Here is a 22,300-nt window from a genome sequence, read left to right as displayed (position 1 = left end):
CCTACCGTCAGGGAGTCACCGTGACCGTCGAACGCCTGCTGCCGGACCAGGACGCCGAAGACCTCATCGAGCTGACCCGCGACATCGCCGACAAGGAGCTGGCCCGCAGGGTCGACGAACACGAACGCGCCGAGACCTACCCCGAAGGGCTCTTCGCCACCTTGGGCGCCGCCGGGCTCCTCGGCCTGCCCTACCCCGAGGAGTACGGCGGGGGTGCCCAGCCGTACGAGGTGTACCTGCAGGTCGTGGAGGAGCTGGCGGCCCGCTGGGCGGCCGTCGCCGTCGCCGTCAGCGTGCACACCCTGGCCTGCTACACCGTCTTCACCTACGGCACCCCCGAGCAGCGCGAACAGTGGCTGCCCCGCATGCTCGCCGGCGAGCTCATCGGCGGCTACAGCCTGTCCGAGCCGCAGGCGGGCTCCGACGCGGGCGCGCTGTCCTGCCGCGCAGAACGCGTCCCCGACGGCTACCGCATCACCGGCAACAAGGCGTGGATCACCCACGGCGGCATCGCCGACTTCTACGCGCTCTTCGCCCGCACCGGCGCCGGCTCGCGCGGCGTCTCCTGCTTCCTCGCCCCCGGCACCGCCGACGGCCTCACCTTCGGCAAACCCGAGGAGAAAATGGGCCTGCACGCCGTGCCCACCACCAGCGCCCACTGGGACGGCGTCCTGCTGGAACCCGACCGCCTCATCGGCGAGGAAGGCCAGGGCCTGCAGATCGCCTTCAGCGCCCTCGACTCCGGCCGCCTCGGCATCGCCGCCTGCGCCACCGGCCTCGCCCAGGCCGCACTCGACGAGGCCGTCGCCTACGCCAAGGAACGCCGCACCTTCGGCAAGCGCATCATCGACCACCAGGGGCTGGGCTTCCTGCTGGCCGACATGGCGGCCGCCGTGGACAGCGCCCGCGCCACCTACCTCGACGCCGCCCGCCGCCGCGACGCCGGCCTCCCCTACAGCCGCCACGCCTCCGTCGCGAAGCTGGTCGCCACGGACGCCGCCATGAAGGTCACCACCGACGCGGTGCAGGTGTTCGGGGGGTACGGGTACACGCGGGAGTTCCGGGTGGAGCGGTACATGCGCGAAGCCAAGATCATGCAGATCTTCGAAGGCACCAACCAGATCCAGCGCCTGGTGATCAGCCGCGACCTGGCGAAGTAGCCCTCGACCTGCGCGACCTTCGACACCTTGTGCTTGCGACGCAGGCACTGCGCGGGCGGGCGAGCGTGGGGAGCCGCGGAACCAGCGACTGGGCGACCGTTGAGAGCCGCCGGATCAGCTACGTCATTGGCTACGCCTTGGCCGCGCACGCGAGAGCTTTCGCTCGCCGGGCTCAAGGCCGCGCAGCGTCCACAGCCCGTGCAGGGCGAGCAGCGGCTTGGCGAGCGTCCACTCGCCGGGGCGGTAGTCGTCCGCGCGTACCAGCTTGCCGGCCAGATCGGGCCGCAGCCGCCGCAGGTACGCGCGGGCCTTCAAAGCGTGAGCGGGCTGGGACACGATCTTGATGCGGTCGGCGTCCTCCAGCAGCGGGATCACGTTCGTGATGTTCTCCCACGTCGACATGCTCTGATCCTCGAGGATCACCGTGCCGCCGAACCCGAGCACCGACGTCGCGTAGTCGGCCATCAGCCGCGCCTCGGCGACGTGGCCACGGGCCGCGCCGCCGCTGAAGATGACGCGGGCGCCGGACCCCTTGCCCGCGGAGACGGAGCGGATCCCGGCGCGGACCCGCCAGCGGTTGATGAGGTTCGCCGCAGGCTGGGGGTTCCGGTAGCCCAGCACGACCACCGCCTCGGTGCCGCCCTCGCCGTCGCGTACGAGCGTGCGAGACCACCGCCGGTTCAGCCACTCACCCCACACCAGGGCCGCCGCCCCGGCCACCAACATCCCAGTCCTCAGCCACATGCCGGCGACTCTAGGCGCCCGGCACCGGACCGCACACGGGCGTGCGCCCGCGGCGGTATCGACGATGAGAGCGGCTGCTTCCACGCTTCGCGCATGGAGCCCGGTGAGATCCGGATCGTGATGCCGTTCGATCCCGCGTTCCACGATCCGGAGAGTGTCGCGGCCACCGGGTGGTGCAGCCGGCACGGCAAGGACTACTGCGACGAGCCGCCGGTCGCCGGCGTCTGCTATCCACCGCACGGCAGGGTGTCGGCCTGTGCCAGGGCCCTGCACGGGATCATCGACGACGCTGTGAAGAAGTTCCCGCCTCAGCGGTAGACGGCCGGGGTCCGGTGATCCCACCCTGTACCGGGTGGCACGCTTGCTATGCCGATCGGGCCCTCCGGGGTGCCCTTCCGGCGGGCGGGGCGGTGTTCGTGCGCACCGGTACCCGACGAGTGAAAGTGGTTGGCGGTGGCTTGCAGGGGTTTGGGATGGTTGGGGGTATGGCGGAAGCGGTGCGGGATGTGCAGGGGTTGGTGGAGGCCGTCCGGCGGGGGGAGCCGGTGAGCTATCTGATGTTCTGGGGGCATCGGGCGCCGCGGTCCGGCGGGGTGGGGGCCGGGTGCCTGTCGCAGTGGTGGCCGGCGGAGTTCGTGGTGGACGGGGTCACGTACGCGACGGCCGAGCACTTCATGATGGCGGGGAAGGCGCGGCTGTTCGGGGACGAGGAGACGGCGCGGGCCATCGTCGCGGCAGGCCATCCCGAGCAGGCCAAGGATCTCGGGCGGCGCGTACGCGGCTTCGACGAGGAGAAGTGGGCGGCGGCCCGGTTCGACATCGTGGTGCAGGGGAACCTCGCCAAGTTCGGGCAGAATCCCGAGCTCGGGGAGTTCCTGCTGGGGACCGGTGAGCGGGTGCTGGTGGAGGCGAGCCCCGTGGATCGGATCTGGGGCATCGGGCTGGCGGCCGACGACGAGCGGGCCGAGCGGCCGGAGATGTGGCGGGGGCTCAATCTGCTCGGCTTCGCGCTGATGGAGGTCCGGGACGCGCTTCGGCGGTCGTGACAAGCAGCGCATCGAGCTGATCGATCGGCGGCCGTGACGGGCCCATCGGGTGGGCGGTCGGTGTTTCTCCGTTCTCCGATCACATGCGTACGTGCCGATGGCGGCCGCGTCGTGCGGCCGCCATCGGAAGCTCCCGGTCAGGTCAGGAGTCGCTGGGGCAGGTGTCGCGGTACTCCGAGATCGCCAGGCCGCTGGGCGGCGGGCAGAGGAACTGCTCGTAGCGGGTGTCGTCGTCCACGAACCGCTTCAGCCAGGCCACCATCGACTTGGCCATCGTGGTGTTGGGCAGCTGCGGGAAGAAGTGGCTGGCGTTGTTCAGCTCCAGGTACGCCTTCTCCGACGACGCCGGGATGCTGTCGTAGAACAGCTTGGAGTGAGTGAGGACCGGGGCGATGGCGTCGGCCTCACCGCCGATGATCATGGTCGGGACGCGTACGCCGGACCACGACTTCTGCAGGTTCCACGGCGCGATCGGCACCGCAGCCTGCAGCGACGGGCGGCTGTTGGCCGCCTCGAGCGTGCCGCCGCCGCCCATCGAGTGGCCGGCCACGGCCAGCCGGTTCGGGTCGATGCGGCTGCGCACGGTGGCCGGGCTGCTCTGGACCAGATAGTCGAGGGCGGCGAGGAGCTGGCGGCCCCGGCTGTCGGGCTGGTCGTAGATGGTGTTGGTCTCGATGCCGATCACCACGAAGCCGTGCGAGGCGATGCGCGGCCCCAGCCATGCGAGGCTGGACCAGCGGGCGGTGTAGCCGGGGGAGATGGCGATCGCGCCGAACGTGCCCTGGCTGGTGTCGACGGGGTAGTAGATGGTGCCGCCGCCGAAGCCGGGCACCAGCGCCGAGACCCTGGTCTCCGCGGTGGCGAACGGGCCTCTGGAGGCTTCGAGCAGCGCGTCGGTGGGGTCGGGGCCGCGCTCGTAGCCGGCCGCGTGGGCGGGGGAGGCGGCCGCGAGGCCGCCGGCGATCAGCGAGACGGTGAGGGCGAGCTTGGTCAACGTTCGCGCGCATGATCGGGGGGTGAAGAGCTGCACGTCGTCATACTCCCTGCTCATCGGGGGTGGCTCGGTCGGTGACAGCTGTCTTTCGCCATTGTTCGGAGCGGGGGTCAACCGTGCATCGGTGAAATCACCGGTCCTCGAATCAGGACATGAGCCTTACCAGTTCGACGCGGGAGCGGACGCCGAGCCGGGTGAAGATGTTGCGCAGGTGGTGCTCGACCGTGCGGGGGCTGAGGAACAGCTGCTCGGCCACCTCCTTGTTGGTGGCGCCCTCGGCCACCATGCGGGCGATCCGCAGCTGCTGCGCGGTCAGCCTGGCGGTGGCCGCCGCCGGGGCCGGGCCGACCGGTTCGCCGGAGGCGCGCAGCTCGGTCCTGGCCTGCTCGGTCCACAGGCGGGCGCCGTGGCGTTCGAACGTCTCCAGTGCTGCGTGCAGGTGTTCCCGCGCCGCGCCGGGGCGGCGGTCGCGGCGCAGCGCGCTGCCGTACAGGAGCCTCGTCCTCGCCGCCTCGAACTCGTAGCCGCCCTGCGCGTGCAGCTCCAGCGCCTCCCTGAACAGCTCGTCCGCCTCGCCGGGGCCGGCGAGCAGGGCGCGGCAGCGGGCGACGAGCGCCCGCAGGTCGGGGCTGCGTGTGCTGCCCACCCAGCCTTCCAGAACCTTCAGCGCCTCCTCGGCGCCTTCGTGATCGCCGGTACGCGCGCACGCCTCGATCAGATGCGGTGTGGCCATCACGCGGATCACGACATGGCGGTTGGTACGCCGCTCGGCACGTAACCGGCCCGCCGCGTCCGCAGGGCGGCCGGCCGCCAGGTCGAGGCAGGCCAGCGCCCATGTGCCGATCGCGCCCGCGATGCCCAGGTCGTGCGCCCCGGCCAGGTCGATGGCGGCGTCCGCGCGCATCCTGCACGTCTCCTGGTCGCCCTCGACCGCGGCCGTCATCGCCAGCCAGGCCAGGTGCTGGGCCGCGGTGTTGAGCTGGCCGGCCTCCCTGGCCAGGCGCAGGCCGCGGGCCGCGGTCTCGGCCACCGACGCGTAGCGGCCCGTCCACACCTCCGGATAGATGGAGTACTCCAGCAGCTGCGGCATGGCCGAGGCCGCGCCGCGCGCGCCGGCCGCCTCCAGGGCGCGGGCCGACAGGCGGCGCTGCGCGGAGGCGTCCTCGCCCAGCAGCATGCTCGCCACGCACGCCCACACCAGCACCGACGGGTCGTCCACCGCGCCGGCCAGCTCCACCACCCGGCGCAGCGGCGCCGCCGCCTCCCGGTGCGCGCCGCTGAAGGTGGCGGCCATCCCGGCCAGGTACTCGAACATCAGCTGCGCGGGCACCGGCTCGTCCGGGCGGCGTAATGCCGCCGCCTGCCTGGCGATGGCGATGAACTGGCGGTTGTCGCCCGCACGGTAGCTGGCGTCCGCCGCGCGCACCAGGGCCCGCACGCCCAGGACGCGGTGGCTCTCCAGCAGCCACGTCGCCGCGGCCAGCAGCTCCTCCCTGGCGCTGCCGGTCTCGCCGCCGAGGAGCTCCAGGCTGCCGCGCAGGAGGCGGACGCGGGCGCGCACCTCGTTCGGCGCCGTCGCCAGGCCGTGCAGGCGGGCCAGCAGCGCGCGGGCCACCTGCGGGCGGCCGGCCACCCAGGCGTGCCTGGCCGCCGCCGCGAGCCGTTCCGCCTTCTCGGGGCGGTGCCGGCCGGTCAGCTCTGCCGCTCTCTCCAGCGCCTGGTACGTCTCGGGGTGCCCGCCCGGCGTGCGGTCGTCCCGTGCCGCGGACGCCAGGTCGTCGGCCAGCTCGTCGGGGGCGGCGTCCATGGCCCAGGCGCGGTGCCACGCCCGCCGCAGCCGCGCGCCCGGCCGGTCGTCCCCCGGCTCGATGAGCGTGGCGAGGCGGCGGTGGGCGGTGCGGCGCTGGAGGAGCGAGGCCCCGTGGTAGGCGACGCTGCGCAGCGCCGGGTCGCGGAAGGCGTACCGGTCGCCGGTGGCGTGCAGGATGCCGGCGCGTTCCGCGGGTTCCAGGACGGCGAGCGCGCATCGCGGGCGGGCGGCGGCGAGCAGCGCGGGCACGTCGATCTCCGGGTCGGCGGCGACGAGCAGCAGCAGCCGTACGGTCTCCGCGGGCAGCGCGGCCAGCCGGGAGGCGTGCTCGCGCCACAGGCGGCCGTTCCTGGGCAGCGTCTCGGGCGGGGCGGCGACGCCGCTCAGCTGGTCCCTGGTCAGCGAGCCGATCAGCTCGGTGAGCGCTGACGGGTTGCCGCGGGCGATCTGGTTCAGTGCGGCGAGCAGTTCGTCGGTGATCTCACCCGGTGCGAGGTCGTCGGCCAGCTCGCGCACGGCCATGCCGTCCAGCCCGCGCAGCGTCACCACCGGCAGCCCCGCCGCCCAGCCGGGCGCGCATTCACCGGTGCGGGTGGTGAACACCAGCGCCACCCGCTCGCCCGCCACCCGCCTGGCGGTGAACGCCAGCACCTCGCGGCTGGCGGGGTCCAGCAGGTGCATGTCGTCCACGCAGGCGAGCACCGGCCGCTCGGCCGCGACCGCCGCCAGGAGCGCGAGCACGGCCGCGGGTAACGGCAGCCCGCCGCCTTGAGCCGCGCCTGAGGCGGGCGGGATGGGCGCGGGCTCGGGTGACGCCGGTCCGCCGCCTTGAGCCGCACCCGGCGCCGCCGTCTCGCCGCCGTCGGCCGTGGCCGACGGCTCGGGGCGCAGCACCGGGGACAGGGAGCGGAACTGCGGTTCCGGCAGCAGGGCCGCGGCGTCCGCGGCGATCGGACGTAACAGCGCGTGCAGCCCGGCGTACGGCAGCCGCGACTCGGCCGCCACCCCCGACACGCGCAGCACCAGGAACCCGTCACCGGCCAGCCCGGCGGCGCGGCCGAGCAGCGCGGTCCTGCCCATGCCGGGCTCGCCCGCCAGCACCAGGGCCCCGCCGTCGCCGTCGCGGGCGCCGTCGAGGAGCCGCCGCAGCGCCTGTTCCTCCGCGCCGCGACCGTGCATCGCCGGAACCCGTGTGACAGGGGGCACAGCGTCCAGTGTTACGCGCAGATGTCAGCCGTGAAAGGGTGCATTCGCCGCAAAATGCAATTCAGCTGGGACACCAACCGCGCGGCCGCCGCCACCGAGCGTGCCTCCCGGGACGGCGACCCTCACCGGGCACGGCCCTCGCGCGCCCGCCTCCTCCCGGACAAGCGCTCGGACACGGCGGGCAGCAACCCCTGGGGCAGGAACAGCACGACCCCGATGAGGACGAGCGCGTACACCGCGTACGACAGCACGCTCGGCGCGTACGACGGCATCCCCGGCAGCGTGGCGAGCCCGTCGAGCCCCTGCACGAGCAGCGTGATGGCGGCGGCCCCCACGACCGCGCCCCACAGCGTGCCGAGGCCGCCGACCACGGCCATGACGATGTACTGGATGGAGATCAGCACGGGGAAGGAGCCGGGCGCGACGTACCCGGTGTAGAAGCAGTAGATGCCTCCGGCGAGCCCGGCGAAGGCGGCCGACAGCGCGAAGACGACGAGCTTGTAGCGCCCGACGGGGATGCCGGAGGAGGCGGCCGCGGTCTCGCTGGTGGCCAGCGCGCGCAGGGCCCGGCCGGGACGCGAGGTGATCACGTTGTGGGCGATCAGCAGGACGAGCGCGAGCCCGCCCCAGGTGAGGTACGCGTACGCGACGGCGCTCTCGGCCTGGAACGACCCGATGGAGAACTGCGGGATGGCCTGCAGCCCGATGTCGCCGCCGGTGAACTCGAGCTGCCCGGCCAGCGAGAGCAGGATGAGCTGCATGGCGAGGGTGGCGAAGGCGAGGTGGTGCCCGCGCAGGCGCAGCAGCGGGACCCCGATGACGAGCGCGGACGCGGCGGCCACGACGGGCGCGGCGACCAGGCCGGCGACCGGGGGCACGTCGCCGAGCGCGAGCAGCGCGGCGGTGTAGGCGCCGATGGCGTAGAAGGCGCCCTGACCGAGCGAGACCTGCCCGGCATACCCCATGAGCAGCGACACGCCGACGGTGACGATGGCGGCGAGGCCGAGCAGGACGTACACGGCGAGCGCGCTGTCGTCGAGCACCGCCGGGAGCGCGAGGGTGACGGCGGCGACGGCAAGCCCGGCGACGATCCTGATCATGCGGACTCCTGGGAGAGGGTGGTACGGCGGCTCGCCTGCACGATCATCACCACGATCATCAGCCCGAGCGCGATCTCCAGCTGGTACGAGCCGTAGCCGTAACCGGCGGCCAGGGTCTCGGCGACGCCCAGCAGCAGCGCGCCCGCCAAAGCGATCACGGGCCGGGTGAGCGCGCCGAAGACGGCGGCGGCGAAGGCGTTGACGATGAGCGTGACGTCGGTGTCGAACGAGATCGGCCGCAGCGGCGTCACCAGCACCCCGGCGATGCCGCCGAGCAGCCCGCCGAGCGCGAACGCGAGCAGCCCCATCCGCCGCACGTCGATGCCGACGACGCGGGCGGCGTACGGGTTGGACGCGCACGCGGTCAGCGCCTTGCCCGGATAGGTGCGCCCGAAGAAGAAGGCGAGCAGCGCGAACGTGGCCGCGGTCACCCCGATGACCAGCAGGTGCTGGGTCTGGATGCGCGCCCCCGCGATCACCACGGACCCGGCCAGGCCGGGGGCGGAGCGCGGCTGGTCGCCCCACAGCACGATCTCGACCGCGTACGCCAGCACGCCCACGCCGAGCGTGACGATCAGCGACGACAGCGGCGTGGTGCCGGGCCTGCCGATGGCGGCCAGGCCGGTGAGCAGCCCGGCGAGGCCGGCGGCGAGCACGGCGGCCACCTCGCTCAGCCCGTGCGGGAAGCCGAGCCCGAGCAGCGACGACGTGCACAGGCCCGCGACGACGGCGAAGGTGCCCTGGGCGAAGTTCACCACGCCGGTGACGCGGTGGATGGTGACCAGGCCGCTCGCGATGAGCGCGATGGCGCAGCCGACGGCCAGGCCGTTCAGCAGGTACGTGAGGAACGCGCTCACCGCGCCACCTCCCTGGGACCGTTCATGTGATCGCTCCTCCCAGGTAAGCGCCGGCCACCCGGGGGTCGTCGGCGAGCCGGGCGCACTCGCCCTCGGTGACCAGCCGCCCGGACTCCAGCACGTACGCCCGCGAGCACAGGTCGAAGGCAAGGCGCGCGTTCTGCTCGATGAGCAGCACGGTCAGGCCGTGGGAGCGGTTCAGCTCGGCGAGGTGGGCGGCCAGGTCGGCGGTGACGCCGGGGGCGAGCCCGAGCGACAGCTCGTCCACCACGAGCGCGTCCGGCTCGGACATCAGCGCCCGGCCGAAGGCCACCATCTGCTGCTCGCCGCCGGACAGCACCCCGGCCCGCCGCCCGGCCAGCTCGGCCAGGCGGGGCAGCAGCTCGTACACGGTGGACGGGTCGCGCCGCCCGGAGCGCCAGCCGCCGAGCGCGAGGTTGTCGGCCACGGACAGGTCGGGGAAGAGCTGGCGGCCCTCGGGGATGAGCGCGAGCCTGCCGTCCACCCGGACGCTGCCGGAGGCCGGCCGCAGCAGCCCGGCGAGGGTGTTGGCGAGCGTCGACTTGCCGGCGCCGTTGGGCCCGAGCAGCGCCACCATCTCGCCCTTGCCGACGGTCAGCGTGATGTGGTCGAGCGCGGTCGCGGTGCCGTACGAGACCACCAGGTCCTGGACGTCGATCATGAGGCCTGTCCGAGGTAGGCGGCGAGCACGAGGGGGTCGGCCCTGACCTCGGCGGGCGGGCCGTCGGCGATGACCTGGCCGAGGTCGAGCACCACCATGCGGTCGGCCAGCCGGGTCACGAACGCCACATCGTGCTCGACGAGCAGGATCGTCAGCCCGTCGGCCCGCAGCTCCTCCACCAGCGTGGCGAGGCGTTCGCGCTCCTCGCCGCGCAGGCCGGACGCGGGCTCGTCGAGCAGCAGCAGCCGGGGCCTGGCGCACAGCGCGCGGGCGAGCTGCAGCGCCCGCTGCTGGCCGATGGGCAGCCGGTCGGCGGGGCGGTCGGCCCATTCGGCCAGGCCGACCCGCTCCAGCGCGTCATCGGCGGCGGCGCCGATCTCCCGCTCGTCGTGGCGGTGCCGGGGCAGCCGCAGCGCCGCCGAGACGAACCCGGCCCGGGTACGCCCGTGCGCCCCGACCATGACGTTCTCCCTGACCGTCATGCCGTGGAAGACCCGGGCCGCTTGGAAGACGATCGACATGCCGAGCCTGGCCCTGCGGTGCGGCGGCAGCCGGTCCACCCGGCGGCCGAGGAAGGAGATGTGGCCGGAGTCGGCGGCCAGGTGCCCGGTGATGAGGTTGAACAGGGTGGACTTCCCGGCCCCGTTCGGGCCGATGACGCTGCAGACCTCGCCGTCCGCGACGCTCAGCGACACGTCGCGGACGGCGTAGACGCCGCCGAAGGAGCGGGAGACGCCGGTGACCTCGAGCACGCCTACCCCAGTGCCGAGACGGTCTTGGCGAGCTGCTCCTTGGCCCACTCGGTCGGGACGAACTCGCCGTTCTTGACCGTGTTGATCGAGATGTACTCGGGAGTCAGCCCGGAGTGGTCGGTGGGGGAGTAGCGGAAGCGGCCGTTGGGCGTGATCAGGTCCATGGTCTCCAGCGCCTGCTGGATCTTCTCCTTGTCGGTGCCGCCGGCCTTCTTGATCGCCTCAAACAGCAGCAGCGAGGCGCTGTAGCCGTCCTGCGCGAACTGCGGCGGCGGATAGCCGTGCTTCTCCTTGTACGGCTCCGCCATCTGCTCGATGACCTGCTTCTGCTTGCCGTCGGGCAGGTGCTCGCCCACCACGCCGATCGCGCTCTCCACGATCATGCCTTCTGCGGCGTCGCCCATCGGCTCCAGCCACAGCTTGCTTGCCTGCGAGCCGGTGAGGAACAGCGGGGTCTTCAGCCCGGACGCCTTGTACTGCTTGGCCGCCGTCACGCCGGGCGCGCCCGAGCCCCACAACACCAGGGCCTCGGCGTCGGAGTCGCGCACGTGGGTGAACACGGGGCTGAAGTCGGAGGTCGTGGTCTCGTACGGCTCGTCGACGGAGATCGTCACACCGTACTTGGGGGCGAGCTCCACCATCGACTTGTGTCCGGAGACCGAGTAGGCGCTCTTGGAGTCCCAGGCCACGGCGATCGTCTTGATGCCCTCGGCCTGCATGTACTGCAGGAAGCGCTCGGCGTACATGCTGGACAGGGCGGGGGTGACGAAGATGTACGACTTGATCGGCTCGACCTGCTCCTGGGCCGGGGCGAGCGACAGGTACGGCATCTTGTCGCGCTGCGCCAGCGGCTCGATGGCGAGCGCGGAGTTGGAGAACACCGGCCCGATCAGCGCGTCGATCTCGCCCTTGATCTGGTTGTAGGCGACGATCCCCTGGTCGGGTGCGGTCTTGTCGTCTCTGGTGACCAGCTCCACCTTGCGGCCGAGCAGCCCGCCCTGCTGGTTGACCTGCTCGACGGCCAGCTCGACGGCCTTTTTGTCCTCGCTGCCGAGCGGCGTGTAGTTGCCGGTCAGGGAGACGATCAAACCGATCTTGATCGGGTCCTGCCCACCCGAGCCGCCGCCCCCGCCGTCACCACCGCCCCCGCACGCGGTGATCGCAAGAAGAAGACAAGCCAGGGACGGTAGAAGCCTGCGCATCAGGACCTCCGAGACCGGGCGATGGTGGCCCCGACAGTAGGCAGGTACATTACGGCTGTCAATAGAGTGCCGAATATCGGGAGACCCGCAATGAGGCCCCAATCCGCGATTCTGACCTTCCTGGGCGACTACGTGTACGGCCGCGGGATCTGCGTCGCCTCGCGGAGCTTCATCGAGGCGTTCGGCAAGGTCGGCATCTCGGAGGAGGCGACCCGCTCGACGCTGACCAGGATGGTGCGGCGCGGCCTGCTGCGCCGCCAGCGCTCGGGCCGGCGCATGTACTTCGGCCTCACCCCCATCAGCAGCGAGGTGCTCAAGGACGGCGAGCGGCGCATCTGGCACAGCGGCGTGGTCAACGACACCGACTCCGACCGGTGGACGCTGATCGGCTTCTCGCTGCCGGAGTCGTGGCAGCGCCAGCGGCACGAGCTGCGCTCGCGGCTGGTCTGGGCCGGGTTCGGCCCGCTGCAGAACGGTCTGTGGATCGCCCCCGGCGAAGTGGACGCCACCGGCGTCATCGAGGACCTGGGCGCGAACGTCAAGGTGTTCGCCGCCGAGCCCAGGACCCCGACCGACATGCAGGCCCTCGTCCGCGACGCCTACGACCTCGAAGGGCTCGGCGATCGTTACCGGGAGTTCCTGCGCCGCTGGGACACCGCCGACCCCGCCCCCGAGGCCCCCGACGACCTGGCCCGCTCGCTCATGCTGCTGACCGGCTGGCTGCAGATCATCAGGACCGATCCGCGGCTGCCGCTGCGCTACTTGCCGCACGACTGGCCGGCCGAGAAGGCGCAGCGGGTCTGCCACTCGCTGCACGAGCGGTTCAGGCCGCAGGCGGCCAGGATCGTGGCGGATCTTCTGGACACCGTCCCGGACGAAAGTTCGGCAGATTGATGACAGCGATCGAAAAGTGGCCTAACTTGAGGGGCTGAGCGTCAAGGAGGGCCCGATGCGGAATCAAGGGATCGGCTCGTGGCCGGCGCGCAGAGCGCGCATGACGCCCGAGCGGGTGGCGCTGTCCTACCGCGGGCACGATCGCACCTACCGTGAGCTGCTGGAACGCGTCTATCGGCTGGCCTCGGCCCTCGGCCGCACGCTCGGCGTGCGGCGCGGTGACCGGGTCGCCTTCCTCGGGGTCAACCAGCCCGCGATGGTGGAGACGTTCTTCGCCGCCGGGCTGCTGGGGGCCGTGTTCGTACCGCTCAACACCCGGCTGGCCGAGCCCGAGCTGCGCTACATATTGGAAGACGCCGAGGCCGCCGTGCTCGTGCTCGGCGAGGAGCGCGACGGCGGCGGGCTGCCCGGCCGGCACGTGGGCGCCGCGGAGTACGAGGAGCTGATCGCGTCCGGCTCGCCCGAGCCGGTCGACGAGCCGGTGAGCCAGGACGACATCTGCCTGATCATGTACACGTCGGGCACCACGGGACGCCCCAAGGGCGCCATGCTCACCCACGGCAACCTCACGTGGAACGCGGTCAACCTGCTCGTGGACGTGCCGCTGGCGCACGACGAGGTGGTGCTGATCAGCGCGCCCATGTTCCACATCGCGGCGCTGGCGCAGACGCTGATCCCGTGCGTGCTCAAGGGCGGCAGGGCCGTGCTGGAGCCGTCGTTCGACGTGGAGCGCACCTACGACCTCATCGAGCGCGAGCGGGTGACGGTGATGTTCGGCGTGCCGTCGATGTTCGGCTTCATCGCGCAGTCGCCGCGCTGGCCCACCGCCGACCTGTCGAGTCTGCGCCACCTGCTGTGCGGGGGAGCGCCGGTGCCCGAGCCGCTGATCAGGACGTACCAGGAGCGGGGGCTGACGTTTCTGCAAGGGTACGGCATGACCGAGACCTCGCCGGGCGCGCTCTTCCTGGGCGCCGAGCGCTCGGTGGACAAGGCGGGCACGGCCGGGGTGCCGTGCTTCTTCTCCGACGTCCGGCTGGTCGCGCCCGACGGCTCGCCCGCCGCCCCCGGTCAGCCCGGCGAGCTGTACGTCCAGGGCCCCAACGTCATGGCCGGCTACTGGCGGCGGCCCGAGGACACCGCCAAGGTGCTGTCGGAGGACGGCTGGTTCCGCTCGGGCGACATCGGCGTGGCCGACGAGGACGGCTACGTGCGCATCTCCGACCGCATCAACGACCTCATCATCTCCGGCGGCGAGAACATCTACCCCGCCGAGGTGGAGAGCGCCCTGTACGAGCACCCGGCCGTGGCCGAGTGCGCCGTCATCGGGGTGCCGGACGAGCGGTGGGGCGAGGTCGGCAAGGCCCTGGTCGTGCTCCGCCCCGGGCACCAGGCCGGCGCGGACGACCTGCTCAAGCACCTGGACGGACGCCTCGCCCGCTACAAGATCCCGAAATATGTGGAATTCGTCGGGGAACTGCCCAAGAACGCGGCGGGCAAGCTCCTCAAGGCCCCGCTGAGAAAGCTCTACGGAGGAGGATGATCCTCATGCGTACCTCACCGCCCTTCCGCGCCGACCACGTCGGCAGCCTACTGCGCCCCCAGGAGCTGCTGCGCGCCCGCCAGACCCTCACCGGCGACGAGCTGCGCGCCGCCGAGGACGCGGCCATCAGGGACGTGGTACGCAAACAGCGCGAGGTCGGGCTGCAGAGCGCCACCGACGGCGAGTTCCGCCGGTCCTCCTGGCACATGGACTTCATCTACCGGCTCGGCGGCATCGGGCAGGCCGGCGACGAGAAGATCACCGTGCGCTTCCACAACGAGCGCGGCGACATCGAGTTCACCCCCGCCGCGCTGCGCGTGCACGACCGCATCACGCTCAACGAGCCGATCTTCGCCGACGCCTTCACCTTCCTGCGCGACACCGTCGGCGAGGGCGTCACGCCCAAGCTGACCATCCCGTCGCCCAGCATGGTCCACTACCGGGGCGGGCCCGCCGCGATCGACCCGGACGTCTATCCCGACGTCGAGGAGTTCTGGCACGACCTCAGCGCCGCCTACGCCGAGCAGGTACGCAAGATCGGTGAGCTCGGCTGCAGGTACCTGCAGTTCGACGACACCAGCCTGGCCTACCTCAACGACCCGGCACAGCGCGCCGAGCTGGCCCAGCGCGGCGACGACGCCGACCACATGCACCTGCGCTACATCAAGCAGATCAACGCCGCGCTGGCCGCCAAGCCCGACGGCATGACCGTCACCACCCACATGTGCCGCGGCAACTTCCGCTCCTCCTGGGCGGCGTCCGGCTCGTACGACTTCGTCGCCGAGGCCCTGTTCAACGAGCTGAACGTGGACGGCTTCTTCCTCGAGTACGACGACGAGCGCTCCGGCGGCTTCGAGCCGCTGCGGTTCGTGCCGAAGGGCAAGATGGTCGTGCTCGGCCTGGTCACCACCAAGCACGGAGAGCTGGAGTCGAAGGACACGCTCAAGCGGCGCATCGACGAGGCCGCCAAGTACGTCGATCTCGACCAGCTCTGCCTGTCGCCGCAGTGCGGCTTTTCCTCCACCGTCGAGGGCAACGAGCTGACCGAGGAGCAGCAGTTCGCCAAGCTCCGGCTCATCGTGGAGACCGCCCAGGAGGTCTGGGGCTGACGCCCTGACGGCGGCGGCCGTCAGAGCGTGACGACCGTGCCGGTGAGCCTGGCCTGCTCGGCGGCCCACACCACGCGGTGGGTCATCAGGCTCTCGGCCGCGTCGGTGTGCAGCGCCGACGGGTCGCCCGATGCGACGGCGGCGAGGAAGGCGTCGGTGAGCCCGGCGTCGCCGCCGCCGTGTCCGTCGGAGGCGGCGGGGCCGGCGCTCTCGTCCACGCTCAGCGTCTCCTCGGCGCCGGTGCGGAAGTCCACGACGCGCAGCGTGCGGCCGTCGCCGTCCATGTAGCCGTGGGTGCCGAACAGGCGGGTGCGGCGGTGCTCCATCGGCGTGAACGCGCTCATCGTGAACGAGCACGTGCGGCCGTCGCCGAACTCCATCAGCACCTCCTGGTGGTCCACGACGTCGTTGTCGCAGGCGTACACGCAGCGCCCGTACGGGCCGGTGCGCAGCGCCTCCAGCACCGCCTCCTCGGTGCGGCCCGGCGTGACGGCGCCGAGCGGCCAGAACTCGCGGTCGGGGTCGCCGAGGCAGTCCAGGTAGAGCCGCGGCGCCGAGTACGGGCAGGTGGCCTCGATCGGGCAGTCGAGGCACCGGTCGGCGGCCTCGGCCGGCCGGTCCTCGGGACGGAAGTGCGACAGCGAGCCGAACGACGACACCCGGGCGGGCGGCTCGCCGAAGAGATGGACGAGCCAGTCCACGTCGTGGCAGGCCTTGGCGAGCAGCATGGGGGCCGAGGTGTCCTGGCGCCGCCAGTGCCCGCGGACGAACGAGTGCGCCTGGTGCCACCAGCCGACCGGCTCCAGGTGCTGCACGTTGATGAGCCGGCCGATGCGCCCCTCGTCGAGCAGCCCTTTCACCAGCTCCGTGTAGGGCGTGTAGCGCATCACGTGGCAGACGGCGAGCATGATGCCGTTGCGCCGGGCCGCCTCGGCGATCAGCTCCGCCTCACGCTCGGTGGTGGCCATCGGCTTTTCCAGGAGTATGTGATAACCGAGGTCAGCCAGCGTCACCGCGGGGTCGGTGTGCAGCCGGTCCTGGGTGGCGATGACGGCCGCGTCGGCCACCCGCCCGGCCGCCGCCAGCTCCTTCCAGCCCGGCAGCGCCAGCTCGGGGGCGATCCCGAACTCCGCCGCGAAAGCCGCCCTGCGCCCGGGATCGGGCTCGGCAACGGCCACCACCCGCCCGGAACCCGTGGCGTGTGCGCGGCGCGCGTAGGTCAGCCCTCGCAGGCCGCCGCCGACGACGGCTAGAGTCACCTCAGTCATGGAACCTTCCCCGATTAAATATCATGGAGAGCATCATTATTCGGCCTGGGAAAGTTGACGGCAAGGGGGTCGCATGGCCGCGGAGATGAGCGGCGGCGACCTGTCGCGGCTGCGGCAGCTCAACGCGCTGGCCGTGATCGAGGCGTTGCAGGGCCAGGAGTCGCTGACGCTCACCGAGGTCGCCAAGCGCACGGGTCTGTCGCGGGCCTCGGCCGAGGACGTCGTGCGCGAGCTGCTGCACAAGGGCTGGGTGGCCGAGGCGGGCGCCACCGCGGGCGGGGTGGGCCGCCCGGCCAGGCGATACCGGTTCAGGGCCGAGGCGGGCCGGGTGCTCGGCGTCGACATCGGCGGGCACAAGATCCGCGCCGTGGTCGCCGACCTCGACGGCAACGTGCTGCACAGCGCGAGAGTGCAGGTCACGCCGGAGATGGGGCGGCTCGAACGCCTGGAGGCGGTGGACCGCGCGGCGACCGAGTGCCTGGAGGGCGCGGGGCTGACCGGGCGCGACGTGTGGGCCTCGGGCGTCGGCACGACGGGCCTGGTGGACGGCGTCGGGCGGGTGCTGCTGTCGGATGCGCTGCCCGAGTGGACCGGCGTCGACCTGGCCGCCCACGTACGCCGCCTGGCCCCTGCTCCGGTGCTGGTGGAGAACGACAGCAAGCTCGCGGCGCTGGCCGAGTGCTGGCGCGGTGTGGCCCGATACGCCAAGGACATGGTGTTCCTGCTGGCCGGCCTGCGCACCGGCGCCGGCCTGGTGATCGACGGCAAGCTGCACAAGGGCTTCGCGAACGCGTCCGGCGAGATCGGCGCGCTGCCGGTGCTCGGCTGGATCCGCGCTCAGGAGCACCTGCGCGCCGCCAGCGGCGAGGCGGGCGACGTGTTCGCGGCGGCGCGCAACGGCGACAAGGCCGCGCTCGCCGCGGTGCGCCGCTACGTCAAGGACCTGGCGCTGGGCGCGTCCGCGCTGGTGCTGACCCTGGACCCGCAGATGGTGGTGGTCGGCGGCGGCTTCTCGCGCTCGGCCGATGTGCTGATCGAGCCGCTGAAGCGGGAGCTCGACCGCTGGTGCATCCGCACGCCCGAGGTGCGCATGTCGGCGCTCGGCGACGAGGCGGTGGTGCTCGGCGCGGTGCGCCTCGCGCTCGACGACGTCGAGGATCGCCTGCTCGACGGCCGCAGCCCCCTCGTGAGGCATCTGTAACACGCCTGGCTCTTGCCAAACAATTTCACTGGACTCCATCATTACTCCCACGTTCTATGAGAGGACATGGGAGATGTGGAAGTCGGCACGGAGCGGTGCGGCCCTCCTCTGCGCGGCACTGCTCGCCTCCGCGTGCGGCGGCGGTGAGCAGGCCGGCGCGGGCGCGCAGTCGCAGGGCAAGGTGACCCTCTCGTACGGCGTCTGGGACGCCACCCAGCAGGAGGTCATGAAGGAGCTGGCCGCCGAGTTCACCAAGACGCACCCGGACATCGCGGTCGACGTGCAGCTCACCCCCTGGGCCGACTACTGGACGAAGATGAAGGCCGCGGTCAGCGGCGGCGCGGCCCCCGACGTCTTCTGGATGAACGGCCCCAACTTCCGGCTCTACGCCTCCAACGGCGTCATCAAGCCCATCGAGGAGCAGGTCGACACCAGCGTCTACCCCAAGCCGCTGGTGGACCTCTACACCTACGAGGGCAAGCTGTACGGCCTGCCCAAGGACATGGACACGGTGGGCGTCTGGTACAACAAGGAGCTCTTCGACGCCGCCAAGGTGAAGTATCCGTCCGACGACTGGACCTGGGACGACTTCAAGGCGGCCGCCGCCAAGCTGACAGACCCCGCCAAGGGCGTCTACGCGGTCGGCGCGCAGCTCACCAGCTTCCAGGAGTACCAGTACCCGACGATCTACCAGGCCGGCGGCTACGTGATCTCCCCCGACGGCACGAAGTCCGGCTACGACGACCCCAAGACGATCGCGGGCCTGAAGTTCTGGACCGACCTCATCGCCGCCAAGCAGTCGCCCGACCTCAAGACGATGACCGACACCGCCCCGCTGCAGCTCTTCGAGGCCGGCAAGCTCGCGATGTACTGGGGTGGCTCCTGGAACGTGGCCGAGTTCGGCACGAACGACTACACCAAGGACAAGGTGGACGTCGCCCCGCTGCCCAAGGGCGAGAAGCAGGCCACGATCATCCACGGCGTCGCCAACGTGATCTCCGCCAAGACCGAGCACCCCGAGCAGGCGTGGGAGTTCGTCAAGTTCCTCGGCTCCAAGGAGGCCGCCGGCATCCTCGGCAAGAAGGGCCCGATCCCGGCCTACAACGGCACGCAGAGCGACTGGGTTGCCGCGCACCCCGAGTGGAGGCTCCAGTCGTTCCTCGACGCGGTCTCCTACGCGGTGCCGTACCCCGTCTCCAAGAACACCGCCGCCTGGCAGGAGGCCGAGCTGACCCACCTGACCAAGGCGTGGACCGGCGAGGTGCCGGTCGACCAGGCCGCGCGCGAGCTCGCGGCGGCGATGAACGACCTGCTGGCCAAGGAGTGACGTGACCACCACCGCCGAAACGCGGCGGCCCGCGCGGGCGGCGCACGCGGCCGAGCGGCGCAGGCTCCGCACCGAGATCCTGTGGGGGTACGCCTTCATCGCCCCCACCGGGCTCGGCCTGGCGATCTTCTACCTGTGGCCCGTCCTGCAGACCGCGTACTTCTCCTTCACCGAGTGGGGCGCGTTCGGCGGGCACACGTGGACCGGGCTGGACAACTACACCCGGCTGTTCAGCGACCCCGAGGTGGGGCGGGCGGTGCTCAACACGCTCACGTACACGGTGCTCGGGCTGCTCGGCATCCCGCTCGCGATCGTCTTCGCCGCCCTGCTCAACCGGCCCGGCCTGCGCGGGGTCGCCGTCTACCGCACGGCGTTCTTCCTGCCCGTGGTGACCATGCCGGTCGCAGTCGCGATGCTCTGGCGCTGGCTCTACAACGGTGACTACGGCCTGGTCAACCAGGTGCTGGCGCTCTTCGGCGTCGACGGGCCCAACTGGATCGCCGACCCCGCGACCGCCCTGTACGCGCTGGTCGTCGTGGGCGTGTGGAGCAGCATCGGCTACAACCTCATCATCTTCCTGGCGGGCATGCAGGGCATACCCAAGGAGCTGTACGAGGCCGCCTCGCTCGACGGCGCGGGCCCGGTCCGGCAGTTCTTCAAGATCACGCTGCCGATGCTCTCGCCGACCGCGTTCTTCATCTCCATCGTCTCCGTGATCGGCTCGCTGCAGCTGTTCGACCTGGTCTTCGTCATGACCGGGTCGGGGCAGTCGGCGCGGGCCAACCCGGCGTACTCGCGGCTGCAGACCGTCGTCCAGCTCTTCTACGAGCGGGCCTTCGTCACCAACGACCGCGGCTACGCCGCCGCCATCGTGATCGCGCTGCTGGTGCTCATCGCGGCGCTGACGGTCCTGCAGTTCAGGTTCCAGCGGAAGTGGGTGCACTATGTCTGAGCGGCGCCGCCCGCTGGGCCTGCACGCGATCCTCATCGCCTCGTCGCTGGCGATGGTCGCGCCGTTCGTCTGGCAGATCATCACCTCGCTGAAGACGCTGAGCAGCGCCACCGCCGTGCCGCCCACGTTCCTGCCCGAGGGCCGCTGGGACAACTACGCCAAGGTGTTCGACCTGCTGCCGTTCGGCGAGCAGTTCCTCAACACCGCCGTCATGGCGGCCGGGCGGGTGGCCGGGCAGCTGCTGTTCTGCTCGATGGCCGCCTACGCCTTCGCCCGGCTGCGCTTCCCCGGCAGGAACGTGCTGTTCGGGGTGTTCCTGTCGGTGCTCATGGTGCCGCCGCAGCTCTTCGTCATCCCGCAGTACCAGATCATGTCCTCGCTGGGCTGGCTGAACAGCCTCCAGGCGATCATCGTGCCCGGCCTGTTCAGCGCGTTCGGGGTGTTCCTGCTGCGGCAGTTCTTCCTCGCGCTGCCGCGCGAGATCGAGGAGGCGGCCAGGCTCGACGGCGCGGGCCCCGTCCGCATCTACTGGTCGGTCATGCTGCCCCTGGCCCGGCCCGGCCTGGTGGCGCTCGGCATCCTCACCCTGCTGTGGGCGTGGAACGACCTGTTCTGGCCGCTCGTCGTCAACACCGACCCGGAGAAGATGACGCTCTCCGCCGGCCTCGCCTCGCTTCAGGGTCAGTACCAGACCGACTATCCCGTCCTCATGGCCGGCTCGCTCATCGCCTCGCTGCCGGTGATCGCGGTCTTCGTCTTCCTGCAGCGCCAGTTCATCCAGGGCATCGCCCACACCGGCGGCAAGGGCTGACCCGCTCCCCACCTCTTGCGGCGGGTGGGGAGCATCCAGGTCAGCGGATGACGACCGTGGTGAGCGCGCGCGGCGCCAGCGTCACCGCGTCCTTCGTGACGCTCACCGGGGCTATCGAGCGGGCCTCGTCCGTCACGTACGCCGAGGCCCGGCCCCGCACGCCCGTCCACTCGACCGGTGCCGTGCCGGTGTTGAGCGCCACGATCACCCGCGAGCCGTCGCGGTTGCGGAACGCCGAGACCTTTAGCGCCGGATCGGCCGCCTCCGCCTCCAGCCGGACCGCGCCCGGCCTGATGAAGCGGCTGTAGCCGGCCAGCGCCCACAGCCGCTTCGAGACGTGGTACTCGCCCGCCTCGTCATCGAGCTGCAGCAGCGCCCTGGTCTCGCCGCGCGAGCCGCCCAGCCAGTAGACGTACGCGCTGACGTCGCCCAGCGTGAGCGCGTCGTGCACGGCCTGGGCGATCGTCATGCCGTCATAGCCGCTGCCGTCGTCCCATGCCTCGTTCCAGGTGCTCCCGCCGGGGTTCCACTCCGACATCCACGTCTTCCTGGACGTCGGCAGCGGGCCGTCCACCGGGCTGGCGTAGGTGTGCCCGGTGTGCGTCTTCACCCAGCGCCGCGCCTCCGGGTCGGCCTCGATGGCCGCCGTGTACGCCTTGGCCTCGCGCCAGCCGAACGAGTCGCAGCAGACCACGTTCGTGCCGCGCGCGATCGGGCCGAGCACCTTGACGAACTCGGCGGCCTGCTCCGGGGTGAAGCGCATGGACGCGTACGGGGCCGTGTAGTCGGGCTCGTTCGTGAAGCCCAGGTCGGTGATCGTGATGCCTTCCTTGGCGTAGAACTCCGTGTACGCCACCAGGTACTTCGCGTACGCGCGCCGCCACTCGGGCAGCAGCGTGCCGCCGTTCTTGTCGTCGCCGTTGTCCTTCATGTAGCCGGGGGCGCTCCAGGCGTCGGCGAAGAACCGCTCGACCCCGTACCGCTTGGCCTGCTTGGCCACCCAGACCTGGCTGTTGTCGTCGCCGTCCCACACGTACGCGGGCGGGGCGTCCGGGCCGCCGGGGTCCTCGGGCTGGATCGAGACCATGTGGTCGTACGGGCTGCCCGCGGGGGAGGAGCCGATGCCGAGCCGCAGGATGCTCAGCCCGGCCCCCTTCTCGCGGTCGAACCACAGGTCGAGCACCTCGCGCTGCTTGGCTTCAGGCAGCGCCTTGAGCAGCTCGTTGCGGCGGAACGCCTGGGAGATGCCGAAGCCGTCGATCTCCTGGTGCCTGACGTGCTCGTTCACGGTGATGGCCGGGGGTTGCGGTGCCGGGTGCCCTGGGTGCCCTGGGTGCACAGCGGGGAGGGCGAGCAGGCCGATCGCGAGGATGCCGCGTAACATGACGCCTCCGAAAGTTCTCGGAAATATGACGATATATTTCGTCGATCCCCGCGAACGTAAGCGTATCGGGCAGGCTCGTCAACCACACGCCGACCGCGTTTCACTCGCGTTTCACCACGCGCGTCCTCGCAAAGCCGGTGGATAGGCCCGTGGAAAGGCCGCCGGAAAGTCCGGGTGGCGAGCATGGGGAAAGCCCGGCCGAAAGCGTCGCGGAAAGCCCGGCGGAAGCGCCGTGCAAAGCCCGGCCGTAAGCGGGGCGGG

The 22,300-nt window shown here is 71.5% G+C and carries 20 protein-coding genes; 10 read left to right on the top strand and 10 right to left on the bottom strand.

Translation table 11 applies throughout. The features are described from left to right. Positions 1 to 20 precede the first annotated feature (20 nt). Positions 21 to 1,160, top strand: a complete 1,140-nt coding sequence (locus tag ACGFIM_RS11790) for an acyl-CoA dehydrogenase family protein (protein ID WP_393198523.1) — start codon at positions 21 to 23, stop codon at positions 1,158 to 1,160. Positions 1,161 to 1,283: 123 nt separating this feature from the next. Here ACGFIM_RS11790 and ACGFIM_RS11785 read toward each other — a convergent pair whose 3' ends face one another. After that, on the bottom strand, positions 1,284 to 1,904 hold the full coding sequence (locus ACGFIM_RS11785) for a YdcF family protein (protein ID WP_393198520.1): 621 nt from the start codon (positions 1,902 to 1,904) through the stop codon (positions 1,284 to 1,286). A gap of 93 nt (positions 1,905 to 1,997) precedes the next feature. Here ACGFIM_RS11785 and ACGFIM_RS11780 point away from each other — a divergent pair, with 93 nt between their 5' ends. Further along, entirely contained in the window at positions 1,998 to 2,222 is a 225-nt protein-coding gene (locus ACGFIM_RS11780) for a hypothetical protein (protein ID WP_393198517.1), read from the top strand. 239 nt (positions 2,223 to 2,461) lie between these two features. Then, positions 2,462 to 2,950, top strand: a complete 489-nt coding sequence (locus tag ACGFIM_RS11775; protein ID WP_393199715.1) for an NADAR family protein — start codon at positions 2,462 to 2,464, stop codon at positions 2,948 to 2,950. Between the two features lie 142 nt (positions 2,951 to 3,092). On the opposite strand, the gene ACGFIM_RS11770 is transcribed toward ACGFIM_RS11775, so the two are convergent. From ACGFIM_RS11770 to ACGFIM_RS11740, 7 genes are all read right to left on the bottom strand, one after another. Next, a complete protein-coding gene (locus tag ACGFIM_RS11770; RefSeq protein WP_393198514.1) occupies positions 3,093 to 4,001 on the bottom strand; it encodes an alpha/beta hydrolase family protein in 909 nt (302 codons plus the stop codon). An 88-nt stretch (positions 4,002 to 4,089) separates the two neighbouring features. Further along, positions 4,090 to 6,933: an ATP-binding protein gene (locus tag ACGFIM_RS11765; RefSeq protein WP_393198511.1), complete on the bottom strand. Its 2,844-nt coding sequence runs from the start codon at positions 6,931 to 6,933 to the stop codon at positions 4,090 to 4,092. A gap of 149 nt (positions 6,934 to 7,082) precedes the next feature. Further along, positions 7,083 to 8,060, bottom strand: coding sequence for a branched-chain amino acid ABC transporter permease (locus ACGFIM_RS11760; RefSeq protein WP_393198508.1), 978 nt, complete (start codon positions 8,058 to 8,060; stop codon positions 7,083 to 7,085). Further along, positions 8,057 to 8,917 (bottom strand): branched-chain amino acid ABC transporter permease, encoded by an 861-nt coding sequence (locus ACGFIM_RS11755; RefSeq protein WP_393198505.1) that lies wholly within the window; start codon positions 8,915 to 8,917, stop codon positions 8,057 to 8,059. Before ACGFIM_RS11755 ends, ACGFIM_RS11760 begins: the two co-directional genes overlap by 4 nt. 22 nt (positions 8,918 to 8,939) lie before the next feature. Next, a complete protein-coding gene (locus ACGFIM_RS11750; RefSeq protein WP_393198502.1) occupies positions 8,940 to 9,599 on the bottom strand; it encodes an ABC transporter ATP-binding protein in 660 nt (219 codons plus the stop codon). After that, on the bottom strand, positions 9,596 to 10,351 hold the full coding sequence (locus tag ACGFIM_RS11745; protein ID WP_393198499.1) for an ABC transporter ATP-binding protein: 756 nt from the start codon (positions 10,349 to 10,351) through the stop codon (positions 9,596 to 9,598). Before ACGFIM_RS11745 ends, ACGFIM_RS11750 begins: the two co-directional genes overlap by 4 nt. Positions 10,352 to 10,353: 2 nt before the next feature. Continuing rightward, entirely contained in the window at positions 10,354 to 11,553 is a 1,200-nt protein-coding gene (locus ACGFIM_RS11740) for an ABC transporter substrate-binding protein (RefSeq protein WP_393198496.1), read from the bottom strand. Between the two features lie 90 nt (positions 11,554 to 11,643). On the opposite strand from ACGFIM_RS11740, the gene ACGFIM_RS11735 reads away from it, so the two are divergent. From ACGFIM_RS11735 to ACGFIM_RS11725, 3 genes are read left to right on the top strand one after another with little or no spacing between them, the layout of a single operon-like run. After that, the gene (locus ACGFIM_RS11735; protein ID WP_393198494.1) at positions 11,644 to 12,447 is read left to right on the top strand and encodes a PaaX family transcriptional regulator C-terminal domain-containing protein; all 804 of its coding nucleotides are present in this window, start codon (positions 11,644 to 11,646) and stop codon (positions 12,445 to 12,447) included. A 55-nt stretch (positions 12,448 to 12,502) separates the two neighbouring features. Further along, entirely contained in the window at positions 12,503 to 13,987 is a 1,485-nt protein-coding gene (locus tag ACGFIM_RS11730; protein ID WP_393198491.1) for a long-chain fatty acid--CoA ligase, read from the top strand. 5 nt (positions 13,988 to 13,992) lie between these two features. Continuing rightward, positions 13,993 to 15,096 (top strand): 5-methyltetrahydropteroyltriglutamate--homocysteine S-methyltransferase, encoded by a 1,104-nt coding sequence (locus ACGFIM_RS11725; RefSeq protein ID WP_393198488.1) that lies wholly within the window; start codon positions 13,993 to 13,995, stop codon positions 15,094 to 15,096. A gap of 20 nt (positions 15,097 to 15,116) precedes the next feature. On the opposite strand, the gene ACGFIM_RS11720 is transcribed toward ACGFIM_RS11725, so the two are convergent. After that, the gene (locus ACGFIM_RS11720; RefSeq protein ID WP_393198485.1) at positions 15,117 to 16,364 is read right to left on the bottom strand and encodes a Gfo/Idh/MocA family protein; all 1,248 of its coding nucleotides are present in this window, start codon (positions 16,362 to 16,364) and stop codon (positions 15,117 to 15,119) included. A gap of 73 nt (positions 16,365 to 16,437) precedes the next feature. Between ACGFIM_RS11720 and ACGFIM_RS11715 the strand changes: the two genes are divergently transcribed. The 4 genes from ACGFIM_RS11715 to ACGFIM_RS11700 all read left to right on the top strand — a co-directional run bounded on the left by ACGFIM_RS11715 (position 16,438) and on the right by ACGFIM_RS11700 (position 20,655). Further along, complete coding sequence (locus ACGFIM_RS11715; protein WP_393198482.1) at positions 16,438 to 17,565, top strand: ROK family protein; 1,128 nt, start codon at positions 16,438 to 16,440, stop codon at positions 17,563 to 17,565. 73 nt (positions 17,566 to 17,638) lie between these two features. Then, complete coding sequence (locus tag ACGFIM_RS11710) at positions 17,639 to 18,892, top strand: ABC transporter substrate-binding protein (RefSeq protein ID WP_393198479.1); 1,254 nt, start codon at positions 17,639 to 17,641, stop codon at positions 18,890 to 18,892. A 1-nt stretch (position 18,893) separates the two neighbouring features. Next, positions 18,894 to 19,844, top strand: a complete 951-nt coding sequence (locus ACGFIM_RS11705; protein WP_393198476.1) for a carbohydrate ABC transporter permease — start codon at positions 18,894 to 18,896, stop codon at positions 19,842 to 19,844. Then, complete coding sequence (locus tag ACGFIM_RS11700) at positions 19,837 to 20,655, top strand: carbohydrate ABC transporter permease (RefSeq protein WP_393198473.1); 819 nt, start codon at positions 19,837 to 19,839, stop codon at positions 20,653 to 20,655. Before ACGFIM_RS11705 ends, ACGFIM_RS11700 begins: the two co-directional genes overlap by 8 nt. A 40-nt stretch (positions 20,656 to 20,695) precedes the next feature. Here ACGFIM_RS11700 and ACGFIM_RS11695 read toward each other — a convergent pair whose 3' ends face one another. Continuing rightward, the gene (locus ACGFIM_RS11695; RefSeq protein ID WP_393198470.1) at positions 20,696 to 22,039 is read right to left on the bottom strand and encodes a glycoside hydrolase; all 1,344 of its coding nucleotides are present in this window, start codon (positions 22,037 to 22,039) and stop codon (positions 20,696 to 20,698) included. Between the last annotated feature and the right edge of the window lie 261 nt (positions 22,040 to 22,300).

The organism is Nonomuraea sp. NPDC049309, assembly GCF_043196965.1.
GTDB classification, from domain to species: Bacteria; Actinomycetota; Actinomycetes; order Streptosporangiales; family Streptosporangiaceae; genus Nonomuraea; species Nonomuraea fastidiosa.
The sequence above is the reverse complement of the archived record's forward strand: the minus strand, read 5'-3'. Positions and strand labels throughout refer to the sequence as shown.